This window comes from Homoserinibacter gongjuensis, assembly GCF_030161875.1.
In the GTDB taxonomy this organism is placed as follows: Bacteria; Actinomycetota; Actinomycetes; order Actinomycetales; family Microbacteriaceae; genus Homoserinibacter; species Homoserinibacter gongjuensis.
In genome coordinates, this window is the sequence record NZ_BSVA01000001.1 from 666186 (window position 1) to 678122 (window position 11937).

11 protein-coding genes and 1 pseudogene are annotated in these 11937 nt (G+C 70.9%); 8 read left to right on the plus strand and 4 right to left on the minus strand.

The features are described from left to right. Positions 1-273 precede the first annotated feature (273 nt). From QQK29_RS18425 to QQK29_RS03715, 8 genes are read left to right on the plus strand one after another with little or no spacing between them, the layout of a single operon-like run. On the plus strand, positions 274-1944 hold the full coding sequence (locus QQK29_RS18425) for a proton-conducting transporter transmembrane domain-containing protein (RefSeq protein ID WP_431308648.1): 1671 nt from the start codon (positions 274-276) through the stop codon (positions 1942-1944). Continuing rightward, positions 1830-3038 carry a hydrogen gas-evolving membrane-bound hydrogenase subunit E gene (gene mbhE, locus QQK29_RS18430; protein ID WP_431308769.1) on the plus strand — a complete coding sequence of 403 codons (1209 nt, stop codon included), beginning with the start codon at positions 1830-1832 and terminating at the stop codon, positions 3036-3038. The genes QQK29_RS18425 and mbhE overlap by 115 nt, the downstream gene beginning before the upstream one ends. Next, complete coding sequence (locus QQK29_RS03690; RefSeq protein WP_284297884.1) at positions 3035-3553, plus strand: Na(+)/H(+) antiporter subunit C; 519 nt, start codon at positions 3035-3037, stop codon at positions 3551-3553. The genes mbhE and QQK29_RS03690 overlap by 4 nt, the downstream gene beginning before the upstream one ends. Next, entirely contained in the window at positions 3550-5103 is a 1554-nt protein-coding gene (locus QQK29_RS03695) for a Na+/H+ antiporter subunit D (protein WP_284297886.1), read from the plus strand. The genes QQK29_RS03690 and QQK29_RS03695 overlap by 4 nt, the downstream gene beginning before the upstream one ends. Positions 5104-5120: 17 nt before the next feature. Continuing rightward, positions 5121-5663 (plus strand): Na+/H+ antiporter subunit E, encoded by a 543-nt coding sequence (locus QQK29_RS03700; protein ID WP_284301893.1) that lies wholly within the window; start codon positions 5121-5123, stop codon positions 5661-5663. Beyond that, positions 5660-5929, plus strand: coding sequence for an MrpF/PhaF family protein (locus QQK29_RS03705; protein ID WP_284297888.1), 270 nt, complete (start codon positions 5660-5662; stop codon positions 5927-5929). Before QQK29_RS03700 ends, QQK29_RS03705 begins: the two co-directional genes overlap by 4 nt. Then, the gene (gene mnhG / locus QQK29_RS03710) at positions 5926-6372 is read left to right on the plus strand and encodes a monovalent cation/H(+) antiporter subunit G (protein ID WP_284297890.1); all 447 of its coding nucleotides are present in this window, start codon (positions 5926-5928) and stop codon (positions 6370-6372) included. The genes QQK29_RS03705 and mnhG overlap by 4 nt, the downstream gene beginning before the upstream one ends. Continuing rightward, positions 6357-7025 (plus strand): ThuA domain-containing protein, encoded by a 669-nt coding sequence (locus tag QQK29_RS03715; protein ID WP_284297892.1) that lies wholly within the window; start codon positions 6357-6359, stop codon positions 7023-7025. The genes mnhG and QQK29_RS03715 overlap by 16 nt, the downstream gene beginning before the upstream one ends. Here QQK29_RS03715 and QQK29_RS03720 read toward each other — a convergent pair. From QQK29_RS03720 to QQK29_RS03735, 4 genes and pseudogenes are all read right to left on the minus strand, one after another. Then, positions 7014-8261 (minus strand): substrate-binding domain-containing protein, encoded by a 1248-nt coding sequence (locus QQK29_RS03720; protein ID WP_284297894.1) that lies wholly within the window; start codon positions 8259-8261, stop codon positions 7014-7016. The genes QQK29_RS03715 and QQK29_RS03720 overlap by 12 nt on opposite strands. A 94-nt stretch (positions 8262-8355) precedes the next feature. Then, entirely contained in the window at positions 8356-9162 is an 807-nt protein-coding gene (locus tag QQK29_RS03725) for a cyclase family protein (protein WP_284297896.1), read from the minus strand. Between the two features lie 119 nt (positions 9163-9281). Then, a complete protein-coding gene (locus QQK29_RS03730) occupies positions 9282-10595 on the minus strand; it encodes an amino acid permease (protein WP_284297897.1) in 1314 nt (437 codons plus the stop codon). A gap of 151 nt (positions 10596-10746) precedes the next feature. After that, positions 10747-11926: pseudogene (locus QQK29_RS03735) on the minus strand (cystathionine gamma-synthase). Positions 11927-11937 lie beyond the last annotated feature (11 nt).

The window sequence follows — 11937 nt, forward strand, 5'->3', positions numbered from 1 at the left end:
ATCGGCGGCGCGCGCACCGCGCTGAACCCGCGATAATAGAGAGGCAAGACCCCGCCCGCGAACGCCGCGGACGCGGCCGACGAGCGCGAGTTCACGCATGCTGGTAATCCTCACAGCCTTCGCGGTGCTTCCCCTTGCCCTGCCCTGGCTGACGAGGCGGATGGGAGCCCGCGGGTTCCTGGTTGCGGCGACCCTTCCCGCGGTCGCCTTCGTTCAGGCCGCGGTCATGGCGCCGGCGATCCTCGCGGGTGGCGAGGTCGTCGAACGAGTCGAGTGGATCCCCTCCTCGAGATCTCCCTCACGATGCGCATGGACGCGCTCGGCTGGATCATGACGCTCATCGTGACGGGCGTCGGCGCTCTCGTGCTGCTCTACTGCCGTTGGTACTTCGACGGCAAGAAAGACGGCCTCGGCCTCTTCAACGCCGTGCTGCTCGCCTTCGCGGGCGCGATGTACGGGCTCGTGCTCACCGACGACATCGTCGTGCTCGTGATGTTCTGGGAGCTCACGAGCGTGCTCTCCTACCTGCTCATCGGCTTCTACCACACGCGCGGTGTCAGCAGGCGTGCCGCCCTGCAGGCGCTGCTCGTGACGACACTCGGCGGGCTCGTGATGCTCGTGGGCGTCGTGCTGCTGGTCGTCGAGACGGGCACCACCCGGATGTCGCAGATCTTCGCCGAGGCACCGTCGGGCCCCGTCGTGAGCGCCGCGCTCGTGCTGATCCTGGTGGGTGCGCTCAGCAAGTCGGCCATCTTCCCGTTCCACTTCTGGCTGCCGGGTGCGATGGCCGCGCCGACCCCCGTGAGCGCCTACCTGCACGCGGCCGCGATGGTGAAGGCCGGCATCTATCTGCTCGCGCGCTTCGCTCCCGCCTTCGCCGACTCCGAGCCCTGGCGGCCGATCGTGATCTCGCTCGGCGTGTTCACGATGCTGCTGGGCGGCGTGCAGGCGCTGCGCGAAACCGACCTCAAACGCATCCTGGCATTCGGCACGGTGAGTCAGCTCGGGATGCTGTCGGTCGTGCTCGGCTTCGGCACGAGGGATGCGGCCCTCGCCGGGCTCGCTCTGCTCATCTCCCACGCCCTGTTCAAGTCGGCACTGTTCCTCATCGTGGGCGTCATCGACCGCCAGCTCTCGACGCGCGACATCACCGAGCTGAGCGGTCTCTGGCGACAGGCACCCGTCATGACCGTGGCCGCGGTCGTCGCCATCGCGGGCATGGTGGGCGTGCCGCCGACGCTCGGCTTCGCGGCCAAGGAGGGTGTGCTCACGGCGTTCCTCGACGAGGCCTCGGCAGGGTCCGGGTGGGGCTGGGTGGCGCTCGCGGGCATCGTGCTCGGGTCGGTGCTCACGACGGCGTACGGCATCCGCTTCGTGTGGGGCGCGTTCGGCACCAAGAAGCACGCCGACGGCACCGCCCGCGCGCGCACCGAATGGCCCGACCCGCCGATCTGGTTCCTCGCGGCGCCCGTCGGGCTCGCCGCGCTCGCGCTGCTCGGCGGGCCGTTCGCGGGCGCGCTCGACGTGCCGCTGCAGCACTACGCGGCGACCCTCCCGGGCGCAACCCCGGCATCCCGAGCCCCGAGCACGCGGCCCACCTCGCGCTCTGGCACGGCGTCGAGCCCGCCTTCTTCCTCTCGCTCGGCATCTTCGCGTTCGGCGCCCTCGTGTTCTGGGCGAGCATCGCATCCGGCTGGAGCACCGCCCCGCGGCTCGTGGCCTTCACGGCTCCGGATGCCTACAACGCGATCCTGCGCGGCATCGACCGCCTCTCGGTCGTCACGACGCGCGTCACCCAACGCGGATCGCTGCCGGTCTACGTGGGCACGATCTTCATCGTGCTCGTCGCCGCCGAGGGCACCGCCCTGCTCGCCTCGCCCGACTGGCGCGTGCGGCTCGACGGCTGGCAGGATCCCGTGCAGCTCGTGGTCGCGCCCATCATGATCCTCGCGGGGGTGCTCGCCGTGCGGGCGCGCAAGCGCTACACGGCCGTCGTGCTCGTCTCGGTCACCGGCATCGGCATGGTGACCCTCTTCGCCTTCAGCGGCGCCCCGGATCTCGCGCTCACCCAGATCCTCGTCGAGACCGTCACGCTCGTCGCCTTCACGCTCGTGCTCCGCCGCCTGCCCTCGCGCCTCGGCGACCACAACGCGAGCGTCTGGCCCGTCGCGCGCGCCGTGCTCGCGATCGCCGTCGGCATCACGATGGCGATCGTCGTGATCGTCGCGACCGGCTCGCGCGTCGCCGACCCGATCTCGGTCGAGTGGCCGAAGCTGGCCTACGAGATCGGCCACGGCACGAACATCGTCAACGTCGCCCTCGTCGACCTGCGCGGCTGGGACACCATGGGCGAGCTCTCGGTGCTCATCCTCGCGGCCACCGGGGTCGCCTCCCTGGTCTTCGTCACCGACCGCACCGATCTGCTCTCGCAGACCCGCGCGGTGCCACGCTCCTCCGGTCGCCGCACCGACCGTCGGCCGCTCGTCGAGACCACCGACGGCATCAGCCTCGAGACCGAGCACAACCGCGACTCGCATCGCGCGTGGCTCATCAGCAGCCTCCGCGTGCGGCCCGAGAACCGCTCGATCATGCTCGAGGTGATCGTGCGCATCCTGTTCCACACGATCATCGTCGTGTCGCTCTACGTGCTGCTCGCCGGGCACAACCTGCCCGGCGGGGGCTTCGCGGGCGGGCTCATCGCCGGCATGGCCCTCGTCATGCGCTACGTCGCGGGCGGACGCCACGAGCTGGGCGCGGCCGCACCCACGGATGCCGGAACGCTGCTCGGGGCCGGCATGACGCTCGCGGTCGCCTGCGCGATCGTGCCGCTCTTCTTCGGTCAGGCCCCGCTCACGAGCACCTACTGGGATGCCGTGCTGCCGCTCGTCGGACACATCGAGTTCGTCTCGTCGACGATCTTCGACATCGGCGTCTACCTCGTGGTGATCGGGCTCGTGCTCGACGTGCTGCGCAGTCTCGGTGCCGAGGTCGACCGGCAGGCCAAGAGCCTCGGTGTCGGGGCGGAGGGCACGCGATGAACATCTCCCTCGTGCTCGTCGTGATCATGGCCGTGCTGTTCGCGTGCGGCGTGTACTCGATGCTCGAGCGCAGCCTCACACGCGTGCTCATCGGCTTCCTGCTGCTCGGCAACGCCACCAACCTGCTGCTGCTCATCGTGATCGGGGCCCCCGGGATCGCACCCTTCGTGGGCGACGGCGATCCCTCCGAGATGAGCGACCCCGTGCCGATGGCCCTCACCCTCACCGCGATCGTCATCACCTTCGCCGTCTCGGCGTTCCTGCTCGCCCTGATCTACCGCTCCTGGCAGCTCGGCCAGGCCGACACCGTGCAAGACGACCACGAGGACGTCGCGCTGCGCGAGCGCACCGTCGAAGACGACGAGGTCATGGACGACGAGGACGACACCGAGCACGACGACGCCACGACCGACTTCGTCGGCACGGCGACGGCACCGATCACGATCGTGCGACCCGAGCGGTCCGCAGAGGCGGATGCCGACGCGGACGGGGACGCGGACGGGGGTGAGCGATGAGCGCGCTGGTTCCGCTGATCGTCACGCTGCCCTTGCTCGGGGCGGGCATCGCGCTCATCTTCGGTCGGCGACGGCGCATGCAGGTGGCGATCTCGATCGTGACCCTCACGCTCGTCTTCGTCATCGCATCCGTGCTGCTCGTGACGGTCGACGGCGGCAGTCCGATCGCCGTGTCGGTGGGCGGCTGGCCCATCCCGTTCGGGATCGTGCTCTACGTCGACCGGCTCGCCGCACTGCTGGTCGCCGTCTCGAGCCTCGTGCTGCTCGCGGTGCTGCTGTTCTCGGTGGGTCAGGGCGCGGCCGACGGTGACCACGACACCCCCGTGTCGATCTTCCATCCGACGTACCTCATCCTGGCCACCGGGATCTTCACGGCGTTCATCGCGGGCGACCTGTTCAACCTCTACGTCGGCTTCGAGATCCTGCTCGTCGCCTCCTACGTGCTCATCACGCTCGGCAGCACCGAGTCGCGCATCCGGGCCGGTGTGATCTACATCGTCGTGTCGCTCGTCTCGTCGATCCTGTTCCTGGCGGCGATCGCGGCGATCTACGGCGCGCTCGGCACCGTGAACATGGCGCACATCGCCGAGCGGATGGTGGAGCTTCCGCAGGAGACGCAGCTCGTCTTGCACCTGCTGCTCGTGATCGCGTTCGGCATCAAGGCCGCGATGTTCCCGGTCTCGTTCTGGTTGCCGGACTCGTATCCGACGGCGCCCGCCCCCGTCACGGCGGTGTTCGCGGGCCTGCTCACCAAGGTCGGCGTCTACGCACTCATCCGCACCGAGACGCAGCTCTTCGCCGACAACGACATCAACCTGGTGCTCATGATCGTCGCGCTCGCGACCATGATCGTCGGCATCCTGGGTGCCGTCGCGCAGGCCGAGATGAAGCGCATCCTGTCGTTCACCCTCGTCTCCCACGTGGGCTACATGATCTTCGGGCTGGCGATCGGCACGCCGGCCGCGATCGGCGCGACGATCTACTACACCGTGCACCACATCATCGTGCAGACGACCCTGTTCCTCGCGGTGGGGCTCATCGAACGTCGCGCCGGCTCGACGTCGATCCTGCGGGTGCGCGGTCTCATGCGCGCGGCGCCGATCATCGCGGTGCTGTACTTCATCCCGGCGATCAACCTCGGCGGCCTGCCGCCCTTCTCGGGCTTCATTGGCAAGTACGCCCTGTTCGATGCCGCGGCGAGCGTCGGCACCCCCATAATGATCGTGCTCATCGTGGGCGGCATCGTGACCTCGCTGCTGACGCTCTACGCGCTCATGCGGGCGTGGGCGCTGTCGTTCTGGCGCGAAGACGACGAGGGTGCCGAGCCGGATGTGCGCATCTCCTATCTCGACAGCGCACCCGCCGCGGGTGAGCAGTCGGAGCGCCGGGTGATCCCGCGCATCATGACGACCGCGACGGCGGGCATGGTCGGTGCGACGCTGCTGCTGACGGTCGCCGCGGGACCGCTCTACGCCGTGTGCGATCGCATCGGCGCGGCACTGCTCGAGCCGGTGCTGCTCGTGCACGTCGACGAGGAGGCGACCCCGTGACGCCGCCGTTGGGTCGCATGGCCCGCACCCTGTGGGTTCAGTTGCCGTTCTCGCTGTGGCTCGTGGCGGTCTGGATGCTGCTGTGGGGGCAGTTCACCGTGCTCGCCGCGGTGACCGGCGTCATCGTGGCGATCTTCGTGACCCGCGTGTTCCGGCTGCCGCCCGCCGAGCTCTCGGGGCGCGTCAACCTCTGGTACGTCCTCGTCTTCGCGGTGCTCTTCCTCGGTGCGGTCGTGACGGGCTCGCTGCAGGTGGCGTGGCTCGTGCTGCGCCCGCGAGGGCGTCCGCGCAGCGCGATCATGGCCGTGCCGTTGCGCACCGACGACGACCTCATCATGACCCACGTGGGCGTCACGGCATCCCTCATCCCCGGCTCGCTCGTGATCGACACCGACCGCGACCGCCGCATCATCTACCTGCACGTCTTCGGTGTCGACACCCTCGACGACGTCGAGGCGCAGCGCGCCCAGGTGCTGCGCTGGGAGCGGCGCATCGTGCGGGCCGTCGGATCGCGCGAGCAGTACGACCAGCTGCGTCGCGAGAAGGAGGCATCCGGATGAACCCCCTGCTGATCGTCATCCTGATCGTGTTCGGCGTGGCCGCCCTGCTCACGATCGTGCGCATCGTGATCGGCCCCTCGATCCTCGACCGGGCCGTCGCGAGCGACGTGCTGCTCACCGAGGTGATCTGCGTGCTGGGCGCCGAGATGGCCATCAACGGCCACACGCGCCTGCTGCCGGTGCTGCTCATCATCGCGGCCATCGGGGTGTTCGGATCGATCTCGGTCGCGCGCTTCGTCGCCGTCAAAGAGAGTCGCACGCCATGAGCCCCGATGCTGTGGGCCTCGACGCCGTGCTCGACCTCGTGTCGCTCATCCTCATCCTGCTCGGGGCGCTGCTGTGCCTCATCGCGGCGATCGGACTGCTGCGGCTGCGCGACGTTCCGTCACGCCTGCACGCGGCGACCAAGCCGCAGGTGCTCGGGCTCATCCTCATCTGCATCGCGGTGTCGATCTCGCTGCGCGAGTGGCACGTCATCGCCTTCCTCGCGGCGGTCGTCGTGATCCAGTTCGCGACCGCCCCGCTGTCGGCGCACATGGTGGGGCGGCAGGCGTACCGGAACGGACGCCTGGATGCCGGATCGCTCGTCGCCGACGAGTTGCGTGACGCCGGGGCGACCGACGCCGACGCGACGAGCGAGGATGACGACGAGGAGGGCGACGGCAGCGACCGGCGCCGTGGGGGCAGGTCGCGGTGGCCCGCGCGGTGATCTTCGCCGGGGGCGGCGACTACACCGACCCGTGGCATCCGTTCGGGGAGACCGCCGAGCGCCTCGGCGCGGTGCTCGTGCCGGAAGGACTCTCGGTGGCCATCGTCGACACCGTGGAGGCGCTCGGCGCGGAGATGCGCGAGGCCGAACTGCTCGTGCTCAACGCGGGCAGCGGCGACGAGGCGAACCCGCTCGACGCGGAGCTTCTCGGCGTCGTCGAGGCGCACCTGGCGTCCGGTCGGCCGCTGCTCGCGGTGCACGCCGCCGCGAGCCTCTTTCCGGAGCTCGCCGCGTGGGAGCAGCTGCTCGGCGGACGCTGGGTGCGGGGCGTCAGCTGGCATCCGCCGCTCGGCGAGGCCCACCTCGAGCTCGCGCCGCACCCCATCACGGCGGGGCTCGAGGGCGTGACGGTCGTCGACGAGCGCTACACCGAGCTGCGACTCGCCCCCACCGTCACGGTGCTCGCGTGGCACGAGGAGGAGGCGCGCGGCACCCGCTCGCCTGGGTGCACGAGGCCGACGGAACCCGCGTCGTCTACGACGCCCTCGGCCACGACGCCCGCTCCTACGACAGTGCCGATCGTCGCGAGCTGCTCGCGCGCGAGGTGCGCTGGCTGCTGGCCCGCTAACCGGCCGGACCGCTCACCCGGCTAACCGAGCAGGGCCGCCGCGTCCTCGCGGCTGATCACGAGCAGCGGGTCGAGCAGGCGCGTCGGCACCTCCCGGATGCCGTTGTCGATGGTGGCACCGCGGGTCACGGTGGGCGCGGAGCCCTCGACGACCTCGCGCACCATGCTCGCCACGACGCGGGCGAGCTCGCGCGGGTCCTCGTAGACGGTCGAGGTCTGGGTGCCGTCGCGCATGGCCCGGGCCCCCTGAGGCTCGATCCGCCGCCCGTGAGCACGACGGATGGGCGCGCGGCCTCGGCATCCGCGTCACCGTGCTCGGCGCCGCCCTCCGCGTCACCGTGCTCGGCGCCGCCCTCCGCGTCGGGCTGCGCGTCGCCCTCCGCGTCGGTATGGGGCGGAATCGTGGCATCGGGCGGCGGCGGAGCCGGCGGCACGATCGGCTCCCCTCCGGAGGCAGCGGCGTCGCGCTCCAGGTGTCGCCCGCGGGCACGATGCCCCGCCCGTTCTCGAGGAGCAGCTCGGCGATGGCGGCGCTCATCGCGTCGCTCGGCGACAGCACGCCGGCGAGGGGAACACCCTCGTCGAGCAGCTCGGCGATGCGCTCGGCGGCGGTCGCGGGATCTCCGCGCAGCACCGCGGTCTGCTCGAGAGCGATCCGCCCCGAGGGCACCACGAGCCGACCCGAATCGAGGTACGGCTGCAGGGTCTCGAGCGCTCCGGCGAAGGCGTCGCGGGCACCGCGGTCGTCGCCCGAGCCCGCGAGCAGCTCGACGGGCACCGCGTCCGGCACCGCGTCCGCCGGTGCGTCGAGGCCGAGCGCCTCCACGAACGCCTCCGCGCGCAGACGACCAGCCGCTCGGTGGTCGAACGTCGCGAAGTAGTCCACCTGCTGCGAGTCGACGATGAGCTCGTCGTAGGCGATGACCGCCACCTCGGGAGCGGCCTCCTCGTCGAGCACCGCGGCGATCGCCGTGGCGTCGACCGGCGCGATCACGACGGCGACGGGGGCCGCCTCGAGCACGTCACGCAACTGCTCGAGCTGCGTGGGGATGTCGTCGCCCGCGAAGCGCACCTCGACGGCGTAGCCGTCGTCGGCGAGTTCCTGCCGCAGCACCTCGGCGCTCGCGCCCCAGGCGTTGTCGCGGTCGCCCGGGAACAGCACGGCCACCGGCGGTCCGCTCGGCGCCGGAGTGCACCCCGCGAGCGCCGCGCACGCGAGCGCTCCGACGGCCGCCGTCGCGAGCATCCGCGCCCACCTCACGCCCCGAGCCTACCTCCGCGAGAGCACGCACTTCGGGGCGCTGTCGGCGACCTTCCGCCACGAAAGCGGGTGCTCGCGCACCCCCACGGAGTGGTCAGCCGATCGTCGCGAACGCCCGCACGGGGAAGGTGCCGAACCCCTCCACGGCCGGCGGCACGGCCGTGAACCGGGCACCCGACGGCGGCAGCTCGGCGAGGTTCGTGAGGTGCTCCACGACGTGGATGCCCGCACCCAGCAGCCCGGAGTGCGCCGGCCGGGGCCCGTGCGGCACGACGTCGTCGATGTTGAGCGAATCGATCCCCACGAGCGCCGCACCCTGCTCCACGAGGTACGCGACGCCCGGCGCCGACAGGAACGGCGCATCGACCCCGTACGCGGGCCGCCCGAAGTGGCGATCCCATCCGGTGTGCAGCAGCACGGCCTTACCGCGCACGTCGCGGTCCCACAGCGCCTCGGCCGGGATGCCGCGCGTCGCGAGATCGGTGAGATGGAAGACCTCGGTCGGCAGATCGACGAGGCTCGCGAGCTCGAGCCCCGCGAGATCCGGGCCCTGCGCGAAACGGTGGTAGGGGCTGTCGAGGTAGGTGCCCGTGTTGCCGATCATCGTGATGAGGTCCATCGCGAACTCGGTGCCCTCCTCATAGTGAGCACGCGAGTCCTCGCGCGTGAGGTGCGGCGTGAACACCGGCGCCGGCAGTCCCGGGTAGGTCACGAGCCCCTCGCGGATGACGTGGCTCAGGTCGACGACACGGCGCCCGGATGCTGCGGCCGCGGTGGTCTCGATGCCGCGCGTACCGCGGTGCTGCTCCTCCACGACGACGAGGTTGGTGACCTCGATCGAACCGACGAGGGCGAGGCCGAGGTGCTGCACGAACAGGCGCCCGACCTCGGCCACCTCCACGTCGGGCCGCGGCAGATCGATCCGGAAGCCCTCGGCCGTGAGGCCGCCCCGTTGGCGAACGCGACGTGGGCGTCGAAGTGGGCACGGAACTGGGGGCAGCGGGCGGTGCGATGCGGGGCTCAGACACGGGAACGGATCCTCCGGATGACGGTCACCAGCACGGCGACGAGGGCGAGCAGGGCGGGCACGAGCAGGTGGTCCCAGGCGAGCACGAGCAGCGCGCCGGTGAGCACGACCGAGACGACCGCCATCCACCAGCCGATCGTGAACCGGGCGAGCAGCCGCACGGCAGCGACCATGCCGAGGAAGTACAGCGAGACCATCGAGGCCGTGTGGATGAGGATGAACGTCTGCATGTCGAGGCCGAAGACGAAGTACACCGAGGCGTAGCCCAACATGATGAGACCGACGAGCCCGATCGCTCGCCTCGGCACGGCACCCGCCTCTGCGCCCTTGGCCAGCCAGCGCGGCAGGTGCCGATCGCGCGCGAGCGAGGCGGTGAGGTTCGAGAAGGCCGGAACGTAGACGTTGAGTACGCCGAGCGCGATGATCGTCGCGATACCACCCACGACCGCAGGCCCGAACCCGGGCAGGTTGACCGCGACGAGGTCGATGAGCGGTGCCTGACTGCGTGCCCCGGCGGCTCCGAAGACTCCGACGGTCACGAATTGCAGGGCGAGATAGGCGAGGCCGACGACCGTCATGCCGATCACCGTGGCCCACACGATCGTGCGGCGCGGATTGCGGAACTCGTGCGCGATGTGGGTGATGGCCTCTCCGCCGGCGAACGCCCACACGAAGAGACTGATCCCGAGCGCGACGCCCGACCACCCGTGCGGCAGGAAGGGCGTGAAGTTCGCCGACTCGACCGCCGGGGCAGCACTGGCGATGACGCCCACGACGACGGCGACGAGCAGGCCCGAGAGACCCAGTTGCACGGTGCCCGAGACCCGCAGGCCGAACAGGTTGAGCACGAGGGATGCGGCGAGGAACCCCAGACCGATCGCGGCGACCCACCCCCGGTCGAGGCCGAGCGCCGCCGTCAGGTACTCCCCGCCGAGCGCCGCGACGACGGGTGCGCCGAAGCCCACCCCGAACAGGAACCAGTAGCCCGTCGCGCGCGCCGCGGTATCGCCGAGCGCGAGCCGCACGAACGTCGCGACGCCTCCGCCATCCGGATACCGCCCCGCGAGGGCGGCGAAGGTGCCGGCGAGCGGGATCGACAGCACGAGAACGATGCCGACCGCGAGGATCGAGGCCGGGCCCGCGGCATCCACCCCGAGCCCCGGCAGCACGAGGATGCCGGTGCCGAGCACCGCGGCGATGTAGAGCGCGGATGCCGTCGGCAGCCCGATACGTCCGTGGGCCGCGGATGCCGTGGTCGCCTTGACGGCGGTGATCGCGCTCGCGGGGGCGGCCGGGGTGCGGGTCATGTGCTCATCCTTGCGTTGGCGCGATCGCGCCGTCCAGCGATTTTCCGCCATCACGCGGGCGGATTCAGACAGGCGCAGCGGGGGCTACGACCTCCCGGCGGGAGTTGTTTCTCCCTCCGCGGGGTCGCGGCTCCAGCTGCGCCCGGAGCGGTCAGAGGCGGGCGAGCGTCTCGATCACGTCGGACACGAGGTCGTCGACGCCCTCGATACCCACCGAGAGGCGCACGACCGCGGGCGACACCTCGAGCGCGGTGCCCCGCACCGAGGCGTGGGTCATCTCGGACGGGTAGCAGACCAGCGACTCGACGCCGCCGAGCGACTCCGCCAGCTGGAACAGCTGCGTCGACTCCGCGAAGCGCCGAGCGGCGGCCTCGTCGTGCAGCTCCAGTGAGAGCATGCCGCCGAAGGCACGCATCTGGCGCGCGGCGAGTTCGTGACCCGGATGCGAGGGCAGGCCGGGGTAGTAGACGTGCGCGAGCTTGGCGTGGCCCACGAGCGCTTCCGCGAGCGCGAGCGCATTCGCCGAGTGACGGTCCATGCGCACCGCGAGGGTCTTGATGCCGCGGGTCGTGAGCCACGCATCCAGCGGTCCCGAGACAGCCCCCGCGCCGAACTGCAGGAAGGCGACCTTGTCGGCCAGCTGCTCGCCGCCCACCTCGACTCCGGCGCCCACGATGACCGCACCGCCGAGCACATCCGAGTGCCCGCCCAGGTACTTCGTGGTCGAGTGCACGACCACGTCGGCACCGAGGGCGAGCGGCTGCTGCAGGTAGGGCGTCGCAAAGGTGTTGTCGACGACGACGATCGCCCCGACCGCGCGGGCCAGCTCGGCGACCGCGGCGATGTCGGTGACCTTCATGAGCGGGTTCGACGGCGTCTCCACCCACACGATCCGGGTGTTCTCGCGCAGGCCGGCACGCACCGCATCCAGGTCGCCCATCTCGACGGTGTCGAGCTCGACGCCCCACGGCACGTGCACGCGGTTGACGAGCCGGTGGGTGCCACCGTAGACGTCGTTGCCCATGAGAACGTGGTCGCCGGGGGTGAGCACCGCGCGCAGCAACGCGTCTTCGGCGGCGAGACCCGAGGCGAAGCTGAAGGCGCGCGTCCCCCTCGAGCGAGGCGAGCTGCGTCTCGAGCGAGGTGCGCGTCGGGTTCCGCCCGCGCGCATACTCGTAGCCGCCTCGGAAGCCGCCGATGCCGTCCTGCACGAACGTCGTCGAGAGGTACAGCGGCGGGATGACGGCACCGGTCGTCGGGTCGAACTCCTGCCCGTCGTGGATCGCGCGGGTGGCGAAGTCGAAGCCGGATGCGGTCTGGTCGGTGGTCATCGTCGTTCCTT